We start from the raw sequence: 22,816 nt of genomic DNA, 5'->3' as shown, positions 1-22,816 counted from the left end.
GTCACCCACCAATACCCGACATGAACCATTTGATGGCGCCCTTGGCCAGGTAACCGACCATGCCAAACCCCAGGCCCAAGAGCAGCACAAAGGTGCCGAAACGCCCGGCCTTGGATTCGCGCGCCAGCTGCAAGATGATGAACACCATATAGACCATGAAGGCGCCGACGCCCCAGCTCAAGCCGAACTGGGCAATTTGCTCTTCGCTGTATCCAAACATAATGTGTGTCGCCCGCGCCGTCAGTCGTTGCTGGAAACGAGGTCGCGATAGGCATGCCAGCTGGCATGACCCAGCCAGGGCAAGACCACGATCAATCCCAGCATCAAGCTGGCCATGCCGAGCAAGGTCAGCAACATGATCAAGGCGGCCCAAAGGGCGACCGCCGCCGGATAGGCCATCACCACTCGCCAACTGGTGAATACGGCGCCCAGCACGCCGACGTCCGAGCGGTCCAGCAGCAGCGGCACGGCGATCAAGGTCGAGGCGAACATCGGTGCGGCCAGTACCGCACCCATGGCCAGCCAGATCTCGAATAGATGCGACTCATCATTCAGCACCACATGGCGCAAAAAGTCGGCAGGCTCGCGGATGGGTGCTCCTGCAAAGCCGGTGATCAGCGAGGCCGAGGTCATCACCCAGCCGGTGCCTGCAAAAGCCAGCAGCACGCCGAACACCACCATGCGCCCGTCGCGCGGCCGCCAGGCCTTCACAATCGCGGCGAGACTTGGCGTGCGGCCATGTTCAAGATCGCGGCTGATCACATACAAGCCGGTGGCAAGAATGGGGGCCACCAAAAGAAAGCCGCTGAAGGCTCCCGCCAGCAGCCAGAAATGATGGCGGGCCAGCACAAAGATCAGCGCGCCCAGCGCGGCCAGCACCACGCCATGGGCGAGTGAGGGCCCGGGGCAGCGCAGCAAATCCTGCCAGCCCCGCGCCAGCCAGCCCAGCGGCCGCAGCACCGGCACCGGTTTCACCCCAAACTGGCGGGATTGGCGCAGCGCTTTATCGGTTTCTAGAAATTGCATCTGGACTCACTTTGAAGAACTCATCTTGCCATGCGCGGCGGTCTCAGGTCTTGATGCCCATCAAGACATGCGCGAGGCCATCCAGGCTGAACTTGGAACCATCGGTCAGACTAAGTCGCCTTGCCCGCTCAAGCTGCGGGTAATGCCCGGCCAGCGAACGCTCGTAGCCGGGGTCGTAGTGGTCGCGCATCAGCTCACCAAACACCGGCCCCCATGCGCCGGCGCGGGCAAGTGCTTGCCAGCCTTGCACGCGCTCGCGCCCACGCATGCTGATCAAGGCGTCGAGCTTGGCGCAAAAGTAGTCGGGCCTCTCGAAGAAATGAGCATAGTCCTGCAGCAGCAAGTCCACGCGCGCCGCATCGGGCATGTCCAGCCAGTAGATATGCTCGCTGGCCCGCATCGCTGCGTACATCGATTCGGGCATGCGCACCTGGCCGATCTTGCGGCTTTCGCTTTCAACAAAGACCGGGCGGCTTGTATCCAGCTGGCGCAAATGCTGCCACAGCAAGGTATCAAAGCCTTTTTGGCTGGGCTGGGGCTGATCCGGTAATGCGCCCAGGATAGAACCCCGGTGAGCCGCCAACTTTTCGAGGTCGAGCACTTGTGCGCCTAGACCGGCGAGGGTCTGCAATAGCCGGGTCTTGCCGCTGCCGGTGCGGCCGCACAGCACATGAAACTCGAAGCCGGCCGGCTGCGTCAGCAAGGCTTCGCGCACCTGCGCCCGGTAGGCTTTGTAGCCGCCTTGCAATTGCCGCGTCTTGAAGCCGATCTGGCCCAGAAACCAAGTCATGGCACCCGAGCGCTGGCCGCCGCGCCAGCAGTAGACCAGCGGCCGCCAGTTGCGATTCAAGGGCTCGGAGTGGGCCTCGATATGGCGGGCAATATTGCGCGCCACCAGGGCCGCGCCGATCTTGCGCGCTTCGAACGGCGAACTCTTGTAAAGCAGCCCGACCCGGTGGCGCTCTTCGTTGTCCAGCACGGGCCAATTGAGTGCGCCGGGCAGATGGTCTTCGGCATATTCGGCCGGCGAGCGCACGTCGATGATGGCGTCAAAAGCGTTCAGCGCGCTGATCGCTTCGTCGGCGGCAATCAGCGGCGAAGGCGGACCATGTTTTGGCGCGGTTGCTGAATTCATTGTTGCAGTGCCACGGCGTCGAGCAGCTCGCTCTCGATTTGAAGTTGAGCCTTGTTGTGCTGCAGCGCGGCCCCGTCGACCAAGAATGTATCCTCTACCCGCTCGCCCAGGGTTGAAATTTTGGCCAATTGCAGATTGATGCCGTGGCGCGCCAGCACGCGCGCGATCGCGTAGAGCAGGCCGGCGCGGTCACTGGTGCTGATGGTCAGCAGCCAATGTTGCGCCCTCTCGTCCGGGCGCAGGGCGATGCGCGGCGTGTAGGGGAAGGATTTGACCCGGCGCGACAAGCGCCCGCGCCGAGGTTCTGGCAAGGGGCCCGCGGTCAGCAGCGCTTGCGTAAGCTTGTTCTCCACCAGCGAGACCAAGTCGCGGTGGTGCAGGTCCAAGTCGGGGCTCAGCACCTGAAAAGTGTCGAGCGCATAGCCGGTGCGCGTGGTGTGCACCTTGGCATCCAGAATATTGAAACCGGCGCCGTCGAAGTAACCGCATATGCGGGCGAACAGATCCTGCGCATCGGGCGAGTAGACCAAGACCTGCAGGCCTTCGCCGACCGGCGAGGGGCGAGCCTGCACGACCGGCACCGGGCTTTGCACATGGCGCCAAAGCGAGCGCGCATGCCAGGCCAGATCAGCCGCCTCGTGACGCGCAAAGTAGCTGATCTCCAGCGTTTTCCAGAGCGGCTCTTCGGTGCCCGGCAGCACCGAATGCAGGGCCAGCGCTTGCCTGGCCTCTTGTTTGCGGGCCTCGATGTCGGCCGTCAAATTGGGCTGCGCGCCGCCCAAGGCGCGCAGGCTGACGCGGTACAAATCCTCCAGCAACTTGCCCTTCCAGGCGTTCCAGACCTTGGGGCTGGTGCCGCGGATGTCCGCCACCGTTAGCAAATACAGGCCGGTCAGATGCCGCGCATCAATCATCTTCAGCGTGAAGCGGTTGATCACATCCGGGTCGGACAGGTCTTCTTTTTGTGCCACCCGGGAGAGGGTCAGGTGTTGCTGCACCAGGAACGCCACCAGGTCGGTGTCCGCCTTATCCAGCCCATGGTCGCGGCAAAACCGTCGCGCCAGCACGGCGCCCAAATCCGAATGATCGCCGCCCCGGCCCTTGGCCACATCATGGAACAGCGCGGCGATATAGAGCAGCTCAGGCTTGGCCCATTGCGAGGCCAAATGCGAGCAAAAGCTGTACTCATGCGCATGCTCGGGGATGAAGAAGCGCCGCACATTGCGCAGCACCATCAGGATGTGCTGGTCGACCGTGTAGACATGGAACAGGTCATGCTGCATTTGGCCGACGATGGCGCGGAACACCCACAAGTAGCGCCCAAGCACCGAGGTCTGGTTCATCAAGCGCATGGCGTGGGTCTGGCCCTCGGACTGGCGCAGAATCTGCATAAAGGTGGCGCGGTTGACTGGGTCGCGCCGGAACGCGCTGTTCATCAAATGACGCGCGTTATAGAGCGCGCGCAAGGTGCGGGCCGACAAGCCCTTGATGCCGCGGGTCTGTTGGTAGACCAAGAAAGTGCGCAAAATGGCATGCGGCTCGCGTTGGTAGAGGTCGTCCGAGGCGACCTCCAGCATGCCGGCGCGGTCCAGAAAATGCGCATCGATCGGGCGCATCAAACCCTGCTGCGAGCCGTTGATTTGTTCTTCCAGATTCAGCAGCAGGATCTGGTTCAGCTGCGTGACCGCCTTGGCCGCCCAGTAATAGCGCCGCATCAGCACTTCCGAAGCGCGCTGACCCGCGCTGCTTTGGTAGCCAAAACTCTCGGCCACGGCGGTCTGCTGGTCAAACACCAGGCGGTCTTCGCGCCGGCCGGCCACGCAGTGCAGGCGGGCGCGTATCAGCTTGAGCAGGCCTTCGTTGTGCTGCAACTGGCGGCTTTCAAAGGCGGTGATCAACCCGGCCTGGGCCAAGCCCTTCCAGGTCTGGCCCAGGCCGGCTGCACGCGCGATCCAGATCAGCACTTGCAGATCGCGCAGGCCACCCGGGCTTTCCTTGCAATTGGGCTCGAGAGAGTAGGGCGTGTCGTCGTATTTGGTGTGACGCTGGTTCATCTCCAGCGTCTTGGCGCGCAAGAAGGCACTGGCGTCCATGGAGGCCGTGAGTAATGCTTCCAACTGTGCCACCAGCGGCTTATCGCCGGCCAGCCAGCGCGCTTCGAGCAGCGCTGTTTGGATGGTCACATCGCCGGCGGCCTCGTGGCGGCATTCGTCCAGCGTGCGCACCGAGGAGCCGATCTCCAGACCGATGTCCCAGCAAGCGGTGATGAAGGCTTCGATCCCGGACTTGACCGCGCCGCATTGATGGGCCTCGACACCGTTGGGCAATAGCAGCAAGACATCGACGTCGGAATAAGGGAACAGCTCCGCGCGTCCGTAGCCGCCGACCGCCAGCAAACTGGCGCCGGCCGGCATCGTGCTGCGGGCCCACAGCCCTTGCAAGGCCATGTCCACATGCTTGGCCAGCGCGCGCAGCAGGACGGCCGCTGCGGCGGCCGTCGGGCGGCCCTTACGAAAAGCCTCGACCAGCGCTTGCTTGCCGGCCTTGAAGTCTTGGCGCAACTCGGCCAAGCTCTTGGGCTCTACAGCTGCGATCGCCTTGCCCACCCCCTTGCCAAGCGCTTTGTTCACCCTATCAGCCAGTGATGAAAGCAGGCGGGGGCGGGCTGCCGGCCGAGAGCGTGAACACCTCGTAGCCGGTCTCAGTCACGATCAGCGTGTGCTCCCATTGCGCCGACAGCGATCTGTCCTTGGTCTTGATGGTCCAGCCGTCATTGCCTTCCTTGATCTCGCGCCGGCCGGCGTTGATCATCGGCTCGATCGTGAACACCATGCCCTCGACCAGTTGCACCAAGGTACCGGGGCGGCCGTAATGCAGCACTTGTGGCTCTTCGTGGAAGACCTGGCCAATACCGTGACCGCAGAACTCGCGCACGATGCTGAAGCCGGCGTTCTCGGCAAAGGTCTGGATTGCGTGGCCGATGTCGCCCAGATAAGCGCCCGGCTTGACCTTGGCAATGCCCTTCCACATCGCTTCGTAGGTGAAGGCGCACAGCCGCTTGGCCGCGATCGAGCCTTCGCCGACCACAAACATGCGGCTGGTGTCGCCATGCCAGCCGTCCTTGATGACGGTGACGTCGATATTGACGATGTCGCCATTCTTCAAGGCGCGGTCATTCGGAATGCCGTGGCAGATCTGGTCATTGACCGAGGTGCAGATCGACTTGGGGTAGGGGATGTAGCCGGCGGGCGTGTAATTCAGCGGGGCCGGGATCGCTTGCTGCACATTGACGATGTAGTCATGTGCCAGCTTGTCCAACTGATCGGTGGTGATGCCGGGTTTGACATGCGGGGTCAGCATGTCCAGCACCTCGGAGGCCAAGCGCCCGGCAATGCGCAAAGCAGGAATATCGGCGCCGGATTTGATCGTGATCGTCATAGCCAGCAGTTTAACTGGGGGAAGCCTCGGGCCCTGAGTTATGCCGAGGGATTCACCCCAGAAGCTTGGGGCGATCGGCGACCTAACATCCGGCCTTCTCGAACACCGCGCCTTGACCGTGAACCATCATTCCTCCCAGCGACTGTTTGCCATTGATTTGTTGCGCGGCTTGGTCATCGTCTTGATGGCGTTGGACCACACCCGCGACTTCTTCGCCCCGACGCCGTTTAATCCGCTGGATCTGCAATTGGGCTCGCCGGCCTGGTTCTGGACGCGCTGGATCACCCATTTGTGCGCGCCGATTTTTGTGTTGCTGGCGGGCATGTCGGCGTTTTTGCGCTCAAAGCGGCGCAGCAAAGCCGAGATGACGCGTTACTTGCTCGGGCGCGGCGCCTTGCTGGTCTTGCTTGAGCTCACTTGGGTCAGCTTCAGCTGGCAGTTTGGCTTCAATGTGCTGATCTTGCAGGTGATCTGGGCGATTGGTGTGTCGATGATGGTCTTGGCACTGTTGGTTTGGCTGCCGCTACCCCGCATTGCTCTGGTGGCGGCAGCGCTGATCCTGCCGCACAACCTGCTGGACAGTTGGCACGGCAAGGGTGCCTCGTGGCCGATGATGGCCTGGCATCAGGGGGGCTATCAGCAGCTCTGGCCCGGCCTGGGTGTTGTGTTCGCCTATCCCTTGATGCCCTGGGTGGGTCTGATCGCTGCCGGTTACGCCTTGGGGCCGGTGCTGGCTTGGGCGCCCGAGCGCCGACAGCGATTTTTGCTGCGCGCGTCGGCAGCGTTGCTGCTCGCTTTTGTGCTGCTGCGCAGCGGTAACTTTTATGGCAACCCGCAGACCTGGCAGGCGCGCTTGGGGCAGAGCAGCGGCTGGGCCTCGGAGCTGATGGCTTTTGTCGATGTGCACAAGTACCCGCCCTCGCTGCTCTATTTGTGCATCACCCTGAGCGTCGGCTTGGCGGCCTTGGCCCTGATCGAACGCTGGGTGCGCAAGCCGTCCCGCGTCTTGCTGTTGTTCGGCAGCCGGCCGATGTTTTTCTACCTGGTGCATATCGCCTTGATTCATGCCCTGGCCTGGATCTATATGCAGTGGCGCTTTGGCGGCCAAGTGCTGGAGCAACAGGGCTGGCAAGCGCCGCCGGGCTATCAGCCTTCGCTGCTGGTTTGCTATCTGGCCTGGTTGGTGGTGTTGCTCATGATGTTGGGCCTGACCCGACTTTGGGTGAGGCAAACCCGCCACTGGCGCGGGTAAACCCACGGGCAAGTACCTGACTTGCTGGCGACACAATCGCTGCAACATATCCTCTGCGCGCTAGATCATGAAAAAACTGTCCTTGCTCGACCTGGGTTTCTTTGTCGCCGAGTCACAGGCCAGCCCCAAGCATGTAGGGGGCTTGTTGATATTCAAGCGGCCGGCCAAGTCCACCGCTGCATTTGCCAAGAACCTTTACCGCGAATATCTGGGCTTCACCGAGGTGGCGCCGCCCTTCAACCGGGTGATCCGCTTTTCGCTCACCGCCATGCCTTGCTGGCAAGACGCCGAAGTGGACCTGAGCCAGCATATTTTTTATCACAAGCTGCCACGCGGCGCGAACGACCGGGAGGCGCTGTATGCCTTTGTGGCTGGCCTGCATGAGCCGATGTTGGAGCGCTCGCGGCCCCTGTGGGAACTGCATGTGATCGACGGCCTCAGCGAAGGCCGTTTCGCCCTCTATCAAAAAATGCACCATGCCTATGCCGACGGCGTGACGATGGCGCGCTGGACGGCCGAGGGCCTGGCCGATTCGGCTGACCAGCTTGAGTTGACGCCGGTGTGGACGCTCAAGCATGGCGGCCATGGCAGCAAGCGTCGAATCGGTGCCAAGCGCCAAGATGAAATGCTGGCGGCCGTCTGGAAAGAAATCAGCGGCACCAGCTTGCGGATTCTGGGCATCAGCCGCTTGGCGGCGATGTTGTTTCTAGAAAGCGTCAAGCTGACCAAGAACGCGATCGCCTTGCCCTTTGTGTCCAGCGCCAAGACGCCGTTGACGGGGCAAGTTACGGCTGGCCGCCAGTTCACCACCGCTGGTGTGTCCATGGAGCGGGTCAATCGCATCCGCGAGCGCACCCGCTCGACCATCAATCATGTGGCCTTGACCTGTCTGGACGGTGCTTTGCGCCGCTATCTCTTGGACCAGGGCGTGGAGCTGCGCCGGCCGATCACGATTCAAATGCCGGTCAATCTGCGCAAAGAGGGCGAGAAGACCGCCGGCAACAAGATCGGCATCATCCAGGTGGAACTGTCGGCACCTACCGAAGACCCCTATGTGCGGCTGCGCAATATCGGCTTCTCGCTGCGCAATGTGCGCACCATGATTGACAGCGTGTCGGCCGAAGCGATCGAGTCCTACACCATCATCACCGGCCTGGTGGCGCAGATCGCCGAGATGCTGGGCCTGAGCAATACCTTGCCGCCGATGGGTAACACCTTGGTGTCGAATGTGCCGGGGCCGAAGTCGCACCTGTTCGTGAAAGGCGCTCGGATGGAGGAGATGCACCCGATCAGCACGCTGCCGCCGAGTAACTTGCTCAATATCACGCTGTTCAGCTATGCCGGTGACTTGTTCTTCGGCCTGATCGCGACCGACGAATTGCCCAATCTACCGCTGCTGGGTCGCTATGTGCAGGACGCGTTCAGCGAGCTGGAGGCGTCGGTGAGCGATGCGCACGCGGCCTGATTGCAATTGAACGAGGCTTGATAAAGCGCTCTTGAATTCATGCCCAGCTCAGCTCTGCGCTCTTTCTTGATCCCTCCCCCCTTCATCCTAGCTAAAAAGTTTCCCCTGCAGGATTCAGCAGCATCGTGCAATGCAATAAAACTTAGCCAGGATAGAGGGGATGAAGGGGATAGGTGCGGATCTGGTGCAAGTCCGCACTGAAAAGCTAGTCAGTCAGGCAGTCAGTCTTTCCAGACGATGGTACCGGTGTAAGCGGTCACCAAAATCAAAACGCCGAAGCCGATGCGGTAATAGGCAAAAGGCGTGAAGCTGTGGCTGGAGATGTAGCGCAGCAACCAGCGCACGCAAACCCAGGCGCTGAGAAACGAGAACAGCAGGCCGATGCCGAACATCGGCACATCGGCCATGCTCAGCAGCGCGCGTTCCTTGAACAAGCTGTAGGCGCCGGCACCGATCAAGGTCGGGATGGCCAGGAAGAAGGAGAAGTCGGTCGCGGCCTTGCGGGACAAACCCATCAGCATGCCGCCGATGATGGTGGAGCCCGAGCGGCTGGTGCCGGGCACCATGGCCAGGCATTGAATCAGGCCAACCTTGAGCGCGTCCAGCGGTGTCATATCGTCCACCGAATTGACGCGGACCGTTGCTTGTTGGCGTTTCTCGGCCCACAAAATGATGAAGCCGCCGAGGATGAAGGTGCTGGCCACCACGATGGGTGTGAACAGATGAGCCTTGATGGCCTTGCCGAACAAGAGGCCCAGGATCACGGCCGGCAAGAAGCCGACGGCGACATTGATGACGAAGCGGCGTGCGCGTTCGTCATTGCCCAGGCCGACTGCCACCTCACGCAGGCGCTGCCAATAGACCAAGATCACGGCAAAGATCGCGCCGGTTTGGATGGCGATGTCAAAGACCTTGCTCTTGGCGTCATCAAAGCCGAGCAAAGAGCCGGCCAGGATCAAATGACCGGTGCTGGAGATTGGCAAGAACTCGGTCAGGCCCTCGACGACGCCCATGATGGCGGCCTTGATCAGCAAAATGGCGTCCACGCGGGGCTCCCTTGTTTTTTGAATGGCCGCGATGATAACAAGGGCCGATACGGAAAGTTCCTTTCCTAAAGTCAATCGGCAGGGGGCGAGCTGGCCCTGGTGCGTTGCACAAGCTAAGTTCTGAGGCCGCCACGCCCACGCCCACACCCATGGTCAGCGCCATTGCTTGTGCGCTGACCAAGCTCACGATGACAGCCACGGTGGCGCCTCCGGGCAGTTCCAGAATTGCCACGCGCTCCAAGCGCAAGAGCACAAATGGCCAGTCAGACCTAGGCCCAGGCACTGCACGCAGCGCATGCCATGCCATGCCATGCCATTCATTTACAGGCGTGCAGCCGATTGGCAAAAGGCCCTTTTTGCTGGCTCGGGCAACTCAGGCGTGGTCCAGGTCCGGCCGGCGCCAGGGGTCCACATGGGTCATCAGATTGAGCACCCGGTGGCGCAGCAGCACGCGCTGGCGGGCCAGCACCGCGATTTCATGCCCGGCCTCGACCGAGATGCTTGCGTCCACCTCGATATGGGCATCAACGACGATCATGTCGCCCATCTTGCGAGTGCGCACGTCATGCACGCTTTGCACGCCCGGTGTCTGCAGCAGGGTTTGGCGTATCGCCTCGACCTCCTGCTCGTCGGCCGACCGGTCCATCAAATCATGCAGCGCGTCCCAGGCAAAGCTCCAGCCCATTTTGCCGACCATAAAGCCGACGATCAGCGCGGCGATCGGGTCAAGAATGGGGTAGCCCGCCAAATTGCCGACGATGCCCAAGCCGACCACCAAGGACGAAGCCGCATCGGAGCGCGCATGCCAAGCGTTGGCCACCAGCATGCTGGATTTGACCCGCTTGGCCACGGCCAACATATAGCGAAACAAGGTCTCCTTGGCCACCAGCGCAGCCCCTGCGACCCAGAGCGCAATGCCGTGCACGGTGGGCACGGTTTCGGGTGATTGCAACTTGAGCACGGCGGACCACAACATGCCGATGCCCACTGCCAACAGCAGCGCCCCCAGCACCAAGGAGGCGGCCGTCTCAAAGCGCTGATGGCCATAGGGGTGATCTTCGTCAGCATCCTTTTTTGCATGATGACTGGCCAAAAGCACCACAAAGTCCGCCACCAAATCGGACAAGGAGTGAATACCGTCCGCGACCAGGCCCTGCGATTTGGACAGCACGCCGACCACGACCTGGACGACGGTCAACACCGTGTTGACGGCGACGCTCACCCAGGTGCTGGTGGATGCGGCGCGAGCGCGCTCTTGCGGGCTGTGCGAGGGGTCTTCGGCGTCGTCGGCCAAGTCGTTTTGATTCATTGCTGGTAGAGAAAACGGGGGCAAGCGGGAGGGGCGTGTGCTGAAAGGGTCGCGCACCCAGCTCGGCAAACTCGCGAATGGCGGGCATCGCTCGGTCGGCGCAGACGCCGTTTCAGATCAAGAGTACGGCGGCATCCGGGCCAGCACAACAGCTCAAACCAGCCCTTGTTTACTCGCCAGCACAGCGGCTTCGGCGCGGCTGGAGACGTTGAGCTTTTTGTAGATGGATTTGATGTGGTCATTGACGGTGAACCACTTGATGCCCATCAAGTTGGCAATTTCCTTGATGGTGAAGCCTTTGCTGAGGTAGGTCAGCACTTCGCTTTCGCGCGGCGTCAGGCGTTCCCATTCGGGCGGCGGGTCCAGCACGACGCTGCGACCTGCACTGAAGGCCGCGCTCGAAGACAGAGCGCCAAACCCCGAGTTCAAGGTCATGGGCCCGGAGTCGCCGCTGGAGTTAGGGCGAAAGTGCGAGAGCAAGCGCCGAGCGATCGCGGGTGATAGCGGCGGCTGGCCGCGCACAATGCGCTGCAACTCTTCCACCAAGACTTCAAAACGATCTTCCTTGAGCAAATAGCCGTCGGCGCCGCATTGCAGTGCGGGGAAGAGGTGGTCATCGTCCGAGTACAGCGTAGTGACGATCTTCAAGGCAGGTGAGCCGGCCATCTCGGCCAAAAACTCCATGCCATTGCCGTCAGGGAGTTCCAAGTCCACCAAAATAAGCTTGAAGCCAGCATCGGGCGACAGTTCAGCCAATTTGGCGGTTTGGCGGCGCGCACCCTCGAGATCACCGGCTTCGGTGATTTCCATGGGGTCGCTGAAACTCTCCCGTACAACTCTGCACAAGAAGCTTCGGGCAACCGGGTTGTCTTCGATGATCAGTACTTTGACGGCCATAACTAGGAATGTCCAGATGGCGCCAATCCTATCTCACATCTGTGCATTTCTCCCCCTTGCAAGGCTCCGGCAGGGCATTCCTTTGTATCTTCTTGTGCACCGACCACCTGCTGAGTTAGGGATTGCTTGTGACGGCCCTTACAGATTGCCTCGTCAGTTTGTCCAAAACGGCGCCGGGGATGCAGATGCATCCCCGGGCTTTTACCTAAGTAGAACGGCGGTGAGCGCGCTCGATCCGAAACTCAGCGGAAGGAGTAGCTCAGGCTGGCGTAGAAGTTGCGGCCACGCGGGTCTGTGTAGGTCGGGTCATAGGTGGCCAAGAAGTAGTAGCCTTGGTTGGAGAAGGGCGGCTGCTTGTCGAGCAGATTCTGCACGCCAACGCGCAGCTTCATTGCCTTGTTGACGGCCCAGGAGCCCGACATGTCCCACAGCGAGTAGGCCTGCACATCGCGTGCCGGCAGCAGCGCGCTGGTGTTGGGGTTGAAGGCGGTGTTGTGGTCGGTGTAGCCCGAGTAATAGGTGTTGCCCAGGGTCAGACCGAAGGCGCCGATGTCCCAATCCACCGACACGCGGTGACGCCATTTCTGGATCACTTGGTCGCTCAAGAAGCGTCCGGCATTGCTCTCGAAGGGCTCGCCGGCGCCGAACTGGCGCTCGTACTTCAGCACATAAGTGCCGTTGGCATTGGCACGGAAGCGGCCCGCCTCACCGGCGTTGAAACGGTAGCTCACGTCCAAATCAATGCCCGAGGTACGCAACTCGCCCTGGTTTTCCTTTTTCAACAAAATGGTGTCGATGAACTCGCCGAATTCGTCGCGCTTGACATAGCCTTTTTCGTACTTTGGCAAATTGCCCAGGATCACTTGCTCAGACAGATCGCTGATCACATCGGTCTTGTTGATCATCCAGTAGTCGATGCTGGCACTCAAATCACGCACCGGCTCCAGCACCAGGCCGAGCGAGAACTGTTTGGACTTTTCGGGCTTGAGCTTGTCATTGCTGCGGCGCTCAACCCGCCATTGGTCGGTGCAATCAGCCACCGAGAAGCCTTGCGAGACGCAGCCCGGGTCGGTCAAGAAGGCCGAGCTGGAACCAAACGAGGTCGGGCGGGTCAGCTCATTGATGCTGGGCGCGCGAAAGCCAGTGCCGGCCGAGCCTCGCAGCATCAGCTGCTTGGATGGCTGCCAGCGCGCGCCGAGCTTGGGGTTGAAGGTATTGCCCACGCCGCTGTAGTCATCAAACCGGGCGGCCAGTTGCACCTCCAGCTCCTTGGTGAAGGGGGCGTTCAACTCGCCATAGACGGCAGCCACATTGCGGCTGTTTTTGCTGGCTGGTGGCGAGTCACCGCGTGAACTGCGGTCGCCCTGGATATTGTTCGTTAGCAATAGCGCCGACGGATTGAACTCGGTTTCTTCGCGGCGGAACTCGGCGCCGAAAGCGGCTCCCAGCGCGCCGCCGGCCAACTGCATCAGCTCACCGCTGAATTTGGCGTCGACCGTGGTCGTGGTGCCCTTGGAGCTGCGCGCCGTGTCTTGCACCTTGATGCTGCTGAGCAGATCCTGGCCGGCTTGGGGTGATTTGCCGAAGGGGTTGATCTGGCCGGCGCGCACGCCCGCGACGAACTTGTCGTACAGGAAGTAGCCGTCCTTGAGTGCGTCTTCGGTCTCGTTGACGGCGCGGTTCAAGGCGACGTCGTAATCCCAAGTTCCCAGCGAGCCGCTGACCCCGGCGACGATGCGCTCGGCGTCGCTGGTCACCTCATTGCTGCGGTTGCCGCCCTCGGAGACACGCTGACGTACATCGACCGTGCCGCCGAAGGGCAGCGGCTTGGGCAAGAAGGGGTTGATTGCGGCGGTGGGCACGCCCGTGATCTCGATCGGGTTCGGGCTGGCCACATACAGTGTCTTGGTCTTGCTTTTGAGGACTTCGGCGAACAGCTGTGTCTCGTTGTTGAGCTGGAACACACCGCGGCCCAGGAAGGCGGCCTTGTCCGACTCCGGGTAGAGCTCGGTATCCTGCATATAGTCAAAGCTGCAGGCCTCGGACAGATTGTCTTTGGCGTAGACGGTGGCCGGTGGGTTGCAGGCCGGCGCGTACAAATTGATGGTGCGCTGTGTGAAGGGCTTGCCGTTGAAGGTGAAGCCGGCCGCATTGAGCGCATCAAGCTGGACCTTGCGCGGGGCGGACTTGCTGGCCAGGCGGATATTGCCGGGGAAGGTGCGGCTGGACATATAGAACGGCAGCGTCGTCGCCAGCGGCCGGTCTTGCAGGAATTCCCGCTCGGTTGAGCGCAAGCTGCCGAGCTTTTGCACATCGATCACGCCGAACACATTGAACTTGTCCTTGGCCAGATCGCCGAAGCCGCCGCCCACCGAGGCCGCCGTCTTTTCTGCGCCGCCTTCTTGGGTGCGCGAGGCATAGACATTGATGTCGGCGCCGCGGTAATCCTTGCGGGTAATGAAGTTGATGACGCCGCCGATTGCGTCGGTGCCGTAGATGGCAGAGGCGCCGTCCTTCAGGATTTCGACCCGCTCGATCGCGCCGGCCGGGATATTGTTCAGGTCCACGCCCGAGTTGTCACCGGGCGAGGCGAAGTTGGCCATGCGCCGGCCGTTCAACAAGATCAAGGTGCTGGACACGCCGATGCCGCGCAAGTTGGCGCCGTTGAAGCCGCGCTGGCCGCCGGTGCTGTCGGTGATGCTGGCGCCGTCGGTCAGGCCGGCGGTGTTGCCGCTGATCGATCGCATGATTTCGGCCGCCGTGGTGGCGCCGGTCTTGTCGATGTCGGAACGTTTCAAGGTCTGCACCGGCAGCGCGGTCTCGCCCTCGATGCGCTTGATGCTGGTGCCGGTGACGTCAACGCGTTCGAGTTTGGCCTCTTGTGCTTGGGCCTGCAGGCTGACGCCGCTGGCGATCAGCAGCGTGGCCGCTTGGGCCAAGCACTTGAGCTTGAAAGGATGCGGCATGCGGGAGTAGGTCATGATGAAAGTGGCCTCGTTTGACTGAAGGGAAAGAAACAGGGGACGCAGGAGAATCTGAGGCCGCAGCGCTGATTGCTTGGGACTGCGCTAGGGGCCTTGGATGCACTCTAGGAGCGCGTCGCATGACTTGCCTATGGGGTTTTGGTGGCTCGGTCGCTTGTGCGCAAGTCCATGTCGCTTGACCGCAAACCCTCGATGAACACGTGCAACAGCGCTTGCAGCGATGCGACACGCACTTGCGCTTTGCGGCCAAACAGGCTGTTTCTTGGGCCATACCCGCTGGCAAGAGTGCGGCGGCGCTGACAGACTGACGCCATGCAATTCAAACCACTCTTCATCAAGGCCGGCGCAGCAGCTGCCTGCTTGTTGGCGGCCATGCAGGTTCTCCCTGCCCCAGCGAGCGCGGCCGCAAGCCCGGTCAATGTGCCCGGCACAGTCATCATCATTGGCGGTGCGCTCAAATACGACAACGACGCGGTCTGGAGGCGCATCGTTGACGCCGCGGGCGGACCCGGCGCGCGCTTTGCGGTCTTTGCTACGGCGGCGGCCAGCCCCGAGCGCAGCGCGGCGCAGATCGTCGCGGCACTGAATACCCAAGGCGCCCGCGCGGAGGCCATACCGGTCGCACCCCGGCTCACCGGCGTGGACTTGCAAGCCAATTTGAATGACCCGACTCTGTTGGCCAAGGTGGCTGCCGCGCAAGGCGTGTTCTTTTCTGGCGGCGCGCAGGAGCTGATCGTCGATACCTTGCAGCCGGGCGGCGAGCCCACCGAGATGCTCAAAGCAATCTGGTCGGTGCTCAAGCGCGGCGGCGTGGTGGCGGGCACCAGCGCGGGGGCCGCCATCATGAGTACGACTATGTTTCGCGATGCCCAAGACGCGTTGCAGGTGATGAAGGGCAATCTGCGGCGCGGCAAAGAGCTGGACCGAGGTCTCGGCTTTGTCGGGCCTAACTTATTCGTTGATCAGCATTTCCTCAAGCGCGGCCGCATTGGCCGCATGCTGCCGCTGATGCAGGCCGAAGGCTACAAGCTAGGCTTGGGTGTCGAAGAGAACAGCGCGGCCTTGCTGCGCGGCGATGAGTTGGAGGTGCTAGGCGCCAAGGGCGTGCTCTTGGTCGATCTCAGCCAAGCCAGCCGTGATCCCAAACTGTCCAGTTTCAATATCCGCAATGCACAGCTGAGCTTTCTGGACCGGGGCGATAGGCATAACTTCACCAGCGGGCTGACCACGCCTTCGGCCCAGAAGTTGGCCGGCAACGCCATTGATCCTGCAGCCACCGGCTTCAAGCCTTTCTTCAGCAATCAGCCCTTCTTTCTGGACATCTTGGGTGACACGACCATCCTCAATGCGATGAACCATTTGCTCGACAGTCCGCATGCGGAGCTGCTCGGCGTGGCCTTCAACGGCAGCAGCAAAAACGGCGACAGCCAGCCCGACCTGGGCTTTGAGTTCCGCCTGTACAAGGGCGAGGGCAGTCGAGGCTGGTTCAGCGGCGCGATGGGTGGCGAAGACTACACGGTGCTGCGCCTGCGCCTGGATGTGCAACCGGTGCTGATCAGGCGGCCGTTCTATTCGCCAATCAACACATCAAGCAACTCCTCAACCCACGCAGCCATCGGCCTGTCGCTGAACAGCGTACGCTGACTTTCTACACCCGAGCAAATCCGCACCTCAGCTCGGCCTTGGCGCCGGGCTGTGCTCAAGCTTTGACTGGACATTTGATGCGAACCCATCTGCACCCGCTGACGCCCGCCAGCGCCGGCACCGCCCGGCAGTTACGCAGCCTGCATTTCGGCCGTTGCGAAACCGGCCAGAAGGTCTACATCCAGGCGTCGCTGCATGCCGACGAAGTGCCGCCCATGCTGGTGGCGCAGGCCTTGCGCGAACGCTTGGCTGCGCTTGAAGCGGCCGGCCTGATTGCCGGCGAGATTGTGTTGGTGCCGATGGCCAATCCGATCGGCCTGTCGCAAGAGATGCAAGGCGTTTTGTGTGGTCGCTTTGATATGGGTACCGGTCTGAACTTCAACCGGCACTTTCGCCATCTCACGGCAGAGTTGATCCCCTTGCTGGAACCCATTTTGGGCGCCGATCCTCTGCAGAACCAGCGCTTGGTTCGCGCTGCTTGTCTGGCATTGCTGGCTGTGCAGGGCGCAACGAAGCTGAGCGAAACCGAAGGGCTCAAGCACTTGCTGCAAACGCTGGCGATGGATGCCGACATCGTGCTTGATCTGCACTGCGACACCCAGGCCGTCATGCATGTCTATGCCGGCACGCCGCTGGCCGAGCCGGCAAAGCCTTTGGCACGACTGCTGGGCGCACAGGCCTTGCTGCTTTCGCGCGACTCGGGCGATCACCCGTTTGATGAAACCGTGGCCCGAATTTGGTGGGAGCTGGCCGAGCATTTCGGCCCCAGCCGGCCGGTGCCACCGGCCTGCTTTGCGGCCACCGTGGAGCTGCGCGGTGACTTGCAAGTGGAGCCCCAATTGGCCGAGCAAGATGCGCGCGCCTTGCTGGAGTTCCTGCGCCAGGCGGGGCATATCGATGGCCCCGCCGACCTTGAGGCAGATGCCAAGGCGGCACTATGCGAGGCGACGCCACTGGAAGGCGTTGAGCCCATTACCGCGCCGCACAACGGCATCTTGGTGTTCTGCAAACAGCCCGGCGATGTGGTTGCCGCCGGCGAGGCGGTGGCCGAGGTCATCGACCCCCTGAGCGACCAACGTAGCTTGCTGTGCGCCACAGTGGCGGGGCGGCTATTTGCTAGGGTCTCTCGGCGTTATGCCGGCGCCGGCATGCGGGTCTGCAAAGTAGCCGGCCAACAAGCTTTTCGCAGCGGCAAGCTGCTGTCGCTCTGAATTCTTTGCGCATTGGACCTATGTTGAAACTCAAATTTCCCAATACCTTCGTCCTGCTGTTCAGCCTGCTGGCCTTGATCGCCTTGGCGACTTGGCTCGTACCCGGCGGCAAGTACGACACGCAGCAGATAGGCGGCAAGACCGTCATCATTGCGGACTCCTTCCACACCGTGGCCAGCCATCCGCAGGGCCCGGCGGCGCTGATGATGGCGCCCATCAAAGGCTTTGTCGAGGCGGCGCTGATCATCGGCTTTGTGTTGATCGTCGGTGGCGCGTTCTCGGTCTTGCAGCGCACCGAGGCGATCGACAGCATGATCAAGTCGGTGGCCAAGGCGCACACCCATTCCGCCTGGGTGCGGGTGGCCATCATCCCGGTCTTCGTGACGATGTTTTCGCTCGGCGGCGCCACCTTTGGCATGGCCGAGGAGGCGATTCCGTTTGTGTTGATCTTCATCCCCTTGGCGCTGGCGCTCAAGTACGACAGCATCGTTGGCGTGGCGATCCCCTTTGTCGGCTCGCAGATCGGCTTTGCGACTGCCTTTTTGAATCCTTTCAACGTCGGTGTGGCGCAAAGCATTGCCGGTGTGCCGATGTTCTCGGGCCTGGGCTACCGGCTGATCTGCTGGGCGATTGCCACCACGCTGACGATTGCGTTTTTGATGTGGTACGCGGCGCGCATCAAGCGCACACCGGCGCTGAGTCCTTGCTTCGAGATGGATGAGGAGAAACGCAGGCACCTGCAAACCGCCGACTTCGAGAGCTTCGCCGGTATGACGGCGCGCCACAAGCTGGTGCTGAGCCTGTTTGTGGCCACACTGGCGGTGATGATCTTTGGTGTGGTCAAGTTTGGCTGGTATATCGAAGAAATCGCGGCCTTGTTCCTGGTGATGGCCATCTCGGTGGGCTTGGTCGGGCGCTTGGATGCCGATGAGTTTGTGGCCAGTTTCATGGCCGGTGCCAAGGACTTGGTCGGTACCGCTTTGGTGATCGCGCTGGCCAAGGCCACGGTGGTGCTGATGCGCGACGGCCACATCATCGACACCATGCTGCATGCCTTGGTGCCCTTGGTCGAATCGAGCAGCCCGATTCTTTCGGCGCAGAAGATGTTCTTGATTCAGTCGTTGATCAATTTCTTCATCCATTCCGGCACGGGCCAAGCCGCGCTGACCATGCCCATCATGGCGCCGCTGGCCGATTTGGTCGGGGTGAGCCGGCAAACAGCCATCCTGGCCTTTCAGTTCGGCGAGCTGACCACGCCGCTGATTCCGACCTCGGGCATCACGGTGGGTGTGTTGGCGTTGGCCGGCATTCCGTGGACAAAATGGGCGCGCTGGATGGTCCCGCTGCAGCTGATGTATCTGTTGATGGCCTTGGCCCTGCTGGCCGTGCCTTCGATGATCAATTGGCAATGAGGCTAGACAGGGCGGTGTCTGAATTACAGTGCAGCGGTGAATAGCCTCAGTCCAAATTTTGCGGATGCGTCGCCGGGCATGGCCGAGTTGCGGCCCTGCGCGGTGCTGCTGCTGCCGGGTTGCTCGCTATTGGCCTTGGCCGGCGTGTTGGAAGCGTTGCAGGCCGTCAATGACTTGCAACTAGATGCGCGTTATGTGGCCGAGCTGCGTTCGGCGGATGGCGGCTTGGTGAAATGCGGCTCGCTCGCCTTGCCCACTATCGCGCTGGCTGATCAGGCGGCTTGGCATGCGGTTCTTTTGCTCAGCGGTGAAGGTGCAATGCCGAGCTTGGCGCTGCTGCAATGGCTGCGCGAGCAAGCGACGGCTGGTGTGGCTTTGGCCGGCATCGACGGCGGCAGTGCGGTCTTGGCTGAGGCCGGCTTGTTGGCCGCCGAGCGCGCCACCGTCAACGCCCATCTGGCCGAAGCGCTGCAAGACGAGTTCCCGGACGTGGTCTGGAGTGGCAATGTCTGGGAGATCAATGCCGACGCCTCGCGCCTGAGTTGCGCCGGCGGCAGCGCCAGCCTTGATTTGATGATCGCCTGGCTGGGCCGCAGCCATGGCGAACGCTTGGCGCAAGACCTGACCCTCAAGCTGGGCCTGGAGCGCGCGCGCGGCCGCGATGAGCGCCAGCGCCGTCCGGTGGCCGAGCAGCGCGGCGGCAGCCCCAAGCTGGCCGAAGCGCTCAGCCTGATGGAGGCCAATTTGGCCGAGCCGCTGCCGACCGAGGATGTGGCACGCCTGGTCGGTGTGTCGCGCCGCCAGCTGGAGCGATTGTTCAAACAGCATCTAGACGCCTTGCCTTCGCGCTATTACCTTGAGCTGCGGCTGAACCGGGCGCGGCGCTTGCTGCAGCAAAGCGGCCAGTCGATTTTGCAGATTGGCCTGTCCTGCGGTTTCTCATCCGGGCCGCATTTTTCCAATGCCTACAAGGCACACTTCGACAAGACACCGCGCGATGAGCGCAGCCAGCGCGCCATCGCCTGGCGCCGACCCGCTGGAGACCCGACATGAACCCCCGTGACTTGCTGCTGCGCCCGGTGGCGCTGGCCGACCTGCCGGCGCTGGAGCGCATTGCATGCGCCAGCGAGCATGGCATCAGCTCGCTGCCTAACGATCAAACCAAGCTGCTTGCGCGCATCGAACGCTCGCTGGAGGCCTTTGCCAGCCCGGACGACGCCAGCGGCGAGGAAACCTATCTCTTCGTGCTGGAAGACTGCGCGCGCGGCGAGGTGGTCGGCAGCAGCGGCATCGCGGCCAGCGCCGGTTTTCATGACCGCTTCTACAGCTATCGCAATGAGTTCGTTGTGCACGCCAGCCCGGCTCTGGGCGTCAGCAACCGCCTGCACACGCTGCACCTGTGCCACGATTTGAGCGGCTACACGCTTTTGACCTCGTTTTACATCGACCCGGCCTATGCTCACGGGCCTGCGCCTCAGCTGCTCTCGCGCGCCCGGCTGCTGTTCATTTTGCAGTTCGCGGAGCGATTCAACGAGCGCATCGCGGCCGAGAATCCGGGCCTGGCCGACCCGTCTGGCCAAAGCCCGTTTTGGGATGCGGTCGGGCGGCGCTTCTTTGACATGGACTATCCGCAGGCCGAGGCCGTCACGGGTGGACGCAACAAGGCCTTCATTGCTGATCTGATGCCGCACTCACCAATCTATGTGCCGCTGCTGCCCGAGGCCGCGCAATGGGCCATCGGCCAGCTGCACCCGGTCGGCGAGCTGCCGTTCTCGATCCTGCAGGATGAAGGATTTGACGCCGACACCTATATCGACATTTTTGACGGCGGGCCGACGGTCGAGGCGAATTTGGCCTTGCTGCGCAGCGTGCGCCACGCGCGCAAGCTCGAGTTGCGCGCGGCCGACTTGAACGCAGGTTTGCCGGTCTGGCATCTGGCAGTCAATGGTGAGCGGGCCGGCTTTCGCGCGGTCCTGGCCGAGTTGCCTGTGGCGGCGCAGGCTTTGGCGCCTGAGCATGAACTGCACTCCCGCTTGGGGCTGGCGCCCGGTGCGGTGCTGTGGGTGAGCGCCTTGTGGCCCGACGCGGGCGCGGGGAGCCGGCCATGAGTCAGCCTGTGATGCCGGGGGCCTGGCACTTGCGTGGCTGGCAAGCGGCAGATGCCGACCTGTTGAGTGCATGGTGCAATCAAGCCGGTGTGGCGCCGGATTTGAGCGGCGACGCGGCGCAGTGGCTGATCCTTGCCGACGCCGCTTCCGGCGCGCCGCTGGCTTGCCTGCGCTTGGTCGAACATCTGGGCCATGAACTGCCGCGCTTCAGCTACCACGTCGGCCGCGTCGTGCATGCGGCTGCCGAGTTGGCTCTGTTCCGTACGCAGACCACCTTGTTGCTGGGCAATGATCACTGCGGCGAGAGCGAGCTGGCCGATTTGGCCTGCGCGCCTGGTCTGCCGGCCCAGGTCCAAACCGCCTATCTGACGCAACTGATACAGGCGGCCCTGGTGCGCATTCAAGCGCAGCCGGCGCGTTTTGGTGAATGCCTGATGGTCGAGCTGGCCGGGCCGCGCGACGATCGAGGCCAGGCGCCATTCTGGCAAGGCCTGGGTGCACATTTCTATGCCGGCAGTCCACTGGCCGCACAAACCAAATTTGGCGACGCCTGGCGCAGCCATTTGGCCGCCTTGCTGCCGCGGCAGACCCTGTACTTGTCGTTTCTCAGCGCAGCTGCGCAGGCGGCGCTGGGGCAGGTGGGGGCCGCGGCTCAAAGCGCTGCACAGGCCTTGGCCGCCTGCGGATTCGTCTACTCCCGCCATGTGCGCGTCGATGATGGCGGGCCGATATGGGAGCTGCGCTTGGCGCCTCAGGCCGACATCAGTTGCTAATATCAGTTGCTGATCTCGACGCTGCCTAACACCACATCGCCGCTGATCAATAAACGCTTGCCCGGCTGCAAGGGCGCTGCGCTTTTGTCCTCAATGCTGCCCAAAACAGGCCTGCCCATGATGCTGACACTCCAGTCGCCGGGCAGCTTGATTTTCAGCCCTCCCATCAGCACCAAGAGCTGGACCGTGGCGCTGGCGCCATGCGGCATGGATGCCCGCCTGAGGTCCAGTTCCGCCGCACCCATCAGCACGGTGATGTCGCCGCCGGCAAAGTGCTGCTCGTCGATCTGGGCTTGATTGCCGCCCAGCACAGCGTTGATGGAGATGCGCCGCGCGTCACTGTTGGGCTCGACCACGGCCGGCTGGGCAGACACCTCAAGGCGCCGCCGCCCATTCAAAATCACCATCACGCCAGCAGCGATCAGCAGCAGCGGCCATCCGTCGCGCCAGCGGAAGTCAAAAATGCCCAGATGCCGCAAGGTCAGCAAACTGCCCACCAGCACCAGAGCGGCAGCGAACAGACGCGCCGATGGCGGTTCAGACGACGACTGGCTCAGTTTCAAGACGCCCACCACGATCAGCACCACCGGCCAAAAAGGCAGGATGGCGCGGGCATCAAAAAGGTGCAGGTTGTCGAGCAGGAAAATAAGGCCCAGGACGGCCAGCGCGATGCCGACCAGCACCTGTGTCTTTTGCTGCTGGTCTTGCGGTGAATTTGGCGTGCTCATGAGGCGCTTTTGTCTGCGTCTGAGCCGGCCGGTCTGAACAAGCCGCTGAACACCTTGCTCAGGCCCACCGCAATCAAGACCAGCGGCCAGCTGTTGTAAAAATTCAGGCCCCACAACTGTTCGAGCGAGACGTAGAGCCAGACCGACAAAAAGACCAGCAGGCCGCCCTTGCTCATCTGATCTGCATTGCGTGCGCCTAATATTTGACCCAGGCCGACCAGGCCGATGAGCGCGGGCCAATAGGATTGCAGTTGGCGCAGATCCAACCAGCCCCGGTTGTCGGCGAAGAACAGACAACCCAGGCCGATCAGGATCAAACCGGCCCAAACCGATTGATGTCGGCCTGGGCCGCGGCGCTTGGAGGAATCGTCAGACATGTTGCGGGTCT

The 22,816-nt window shown here is 62.2% G+C and carries 19 protein-coding genes; 8 read left to right on the top strand and 11 right to left on the bottom strand.

Features of this window, described 5'->3' with window-relative positions:
* Position 1 precedes the first annotated feature (1 nt).
* From LNV09_RS07235 to map, 5 genes are read right to left on the bottom strand one after another with little or no spacing between them, the layout of a single operon-like run.
* Positions 2-220, bottom strand: coding sequence for a DUF2788 domain-containing protein (locus LNV09_RS07235; RefSeq protein WP_263556423.1), 219 nt, complete (start codon positions 218-220; stop codon positions 2-4).
* Positions 221-240: 20 nt separating this feature from the next.
* Positions 241-1,026: a DUF2189 domain-containing protein gene (locus LNV09_RS07230; protein WP_263556422.1), complete on the bottom strand. Its 786-nt coding sequence runs from the start codon at positions 1,024-1,026 to the stop codon at positions 241-243.
* A gap of 43 nt (positions 1,027-1,069) precedes the next feature.
* Positions 1,070-2,161: a tRNA 2-selenouridine(34) synthase MnmH gene (gene mnmH / locus LNV09_RS07225; RefSeq protein WP_263556421.1), complete on the bottom strand. Its 1,092-nt coding sequence runs from the start codon at positions 2,159-2,161 to the stop codon at positions 1,070-1,072.
* Complete coding sequence (locus tag LNV09_RS07220; protein WP_263556420.1) at positions 2,158-4,791, bottom strand: [protein-PII] uridylyltransferase; 2,634 nt, start codon at positions 4,789-4,791, stop codon at positions 2,158-2,160. The genes mnmH and LNV09_RS07220 overlap by 4 nt, the downstream gene beginning before the upstream one ends.
* A gap of 4 nt (positions 4,792-4,795) precedes the next feature.
* The gene (gene map, locus LNV09_RS07215; protein ID WP_263556419.1) at positions 4,796-5,599 is read right to left on the bottom strand and encodes a type I methionyl aminopeptidase; all 804 of its coding nucleotides are present in this window, start codon (positions 5,597-5,599) and stop codon (positions 4,796-4,798) included.
* Positions 5,600-5,717: 118 nt separating this feature from the next.
* Between map and LNV09_RS07210 the strand changes: the two genes are divergently transcribed.
* Both LNV09_RS07210 and LNV09_RS07205 read left to right on the top strand, forming a co-directional pair.
* Complete coding sequence (locus LNV09_RS07210; protein WP_263556418.1) at positions 5,718-6,851, top strand: acetyltransferase domain-containing protein; 1,134 nt, start codon at positions 5,718-5,720, stop codon at positions 6,849-6,851.
* A 67-nt stretch (positions 6,852-6,918) separates the two neighbouring features.
* Entirely contained in the window at positions 6,919-8,316 is a 1,398-nt protein-coding gene (locus LNV09_RS07205) for a wax ester/triacylglycerol synthase family O-acyltransferase (protein ID WP_263556417.1), read from the top strand.
* Between the two features lie 221 nt (positions 8,317-8,537).
* On the opposite strand, the gene LNV09_RS07200 is transcribed toward LNV09_RS07205, so the two are convergent.
* From LNV09_RS07200 to LNV09_RS07185, 4 genes are all read right to left on the bottom strand, one after another.
* Entirely contained in the window at positions 8,538-9,362 is an 825-nt protein-coding gene (locus LNV09_RS07200; RefSeq protein WP_263556416.1) for an undecaprenyl-diphosphate phosphatase, read from the bottom strand.
* Between the two features lie 373 nt (positions 9,363-9,735).
* On the bottom strand, positions 9,736-10,671 hold the full coding sequence (locus tag LNV09_RS07195) for a cation diffusion facilitator family transporter (RefSeq protein ID WP_263556415.1): 936 nt from the start codon (positions 10,669-10,671) through the stop codon (positions 9,736-9,738).
* A 153-nt stretch (positions 10,672-10,824) separates the two neighbouring features.
* Positions 10,825-11,568: a LuxR C-terminal-related transcriptional regulator gene (locus LNV09_RS07190; protein ID WP_263556414.1), complete on the bottom strand. Its 744-nt coding sequence runs from the start codon at positions 11,566-11,568 to the stop codon at positions 10,825-10,827.
* Positions 11,569-11,810: 242 nt separating this feature from the next.
* On the bottom strand, positions 11,811-14,549 hold the full coding sequence (locus LNV09_RS07185) for a TonB-dependent receptor (RefSeq protein ID WP_263556413.1): 2,739 nt from the start codon (positions 14,547-14,549) through the stop codon (positions 11,811-11,813).
* Between the two features lie 315 nt (positions 14,550-14,864).
* Here LNV09_RS07185 and LNV09_RS07180 point away from each other — a divergent pair, with 315 nt between their 5' ends.
* The 6 genes from LNV09_RS07180 (at position 14,865) to LNV09_RS07155 (ending at position 21,700) form a co-directional block, all read left to right on the top strand.
* A complete protein-coding gene (locus LNV09_RS07180; RefSeq protein WP_263556412.1) occupies positions 14,865-16,196 on the top strand; it encodes a cyanophycinase in 1,332 nt (443 codons plus the stop codon).
* A 77-nt stretch (positions 16,197-16,273) separates the two neighbouring features.
* The gene (locus LNV09_RS07175) at positions 16,274-17,407 is read left to right on the top strand and encodes a succinylglutamate desuccinylase/aspartoacylase family protein (RefSeq protein WP_263556411.1); all 1,134 of its coding nucleotides are present in this window, start codon (positions 16,274-16,276) and stop codon (positions 17,405-17,407) included.
* 20 nt (positions 17,408-17,427) lie between these two features.
* Entirely contained in the window at positions 17,428-18,819 is a 1,392-nt protein-coding gene (locus tag LNV09_RS07170) for a YfcC family protein (protein WP_263556410.1), read from the top strand.
* A 36-nt stretch (positions 18,820-18,855) separates the two neighbouring features.
* Positions 18,856-19,872 (top strand): GlxA family transcriptional regulator, encoded by a 1,017-nt coding sequence (locus LNV09_RS07165; protein ID WP_263556409.1) that lies wholly within the window; start codon positions 18,856-18,858, stop codon positions 19,870-19,872.
* Positions 19,869-20,927, top strand: coding sequence for an arginine N-succinyltransferase (gene astA / locus LNV09_RS07160; protein WP_263556408.1), 1,059 nt, complete (start codon positions 19,869-19,871; stop codon positions 20,925-20,927). The genes LNV09_RS07165 and astA overlap by 4 nt, the downstream gene beginning before the upstream one ends.
* Positions 20,924-21,700: an arginine N-succinyltransferase gene (locus tag LNV09_RS07155; RefSeq protein WP_263556407.1), complete on the top strand. Its 777-nt coding sequence runs from the start codon at positions 20,924-20,926 to the stop codon at positions 21,698-21,700. Before astA ends, LNV09_RS07155 begins: the two co-directional genes overlap by 4 nt.
* Positions 21,701-21,702: 2 nt before the next feature.
* Here LNV09_RS07155 and LNV09_RS07150 read toward each other — a convergent pair whose 3' ends face one another.
* Together LNV09_RS07150 and LNV09_RS07145 are read right to left on the bottom strand one after the other, a co-directional pair.
* Positions 21,703-22,428 (bottom strand): LiaI-LiaF-like domain-containing protein, encoded by a 726-nt coding sequence (locus tag LNV09_RS07150; protein ID WP_263556406.1) that lies wholly within the window; start codon positions 22,426-22,428, stop codon positions 21,703-21,705.
* Complete coding sequence (locus LNV09_RS07145; protein WP_263556405.1) at positions 22,425-22,805, bottom strand: LiaI-LiaF-like domain-containing protein; 381 nt, start codon at positions 22,803-22,805, stop codon at positions 22,425-22,427. Before LNV09_RS07145 ends, LNV09_RS07150 begins: the two co-directional genes overlap by 4 nt.
* Positions 22,806-22,816 lie beyond the last annotated feature (11 nt).

It is taken from the genome of Paucibacter sp. B2R-40, from assembly GCF_025717555.1.
In the GTDB taxonomy this organism is placed as follows: Bacteria; Pseudomonadota; Gammaproteobacteria; order Burkholderiales; family Burkholderiaceae_C; genus Paucibacter_A.
Note: the sequence above shows the minus strand (reverse complement) of the source record. Positions and strands in the feature narration are given on the sequence as shown.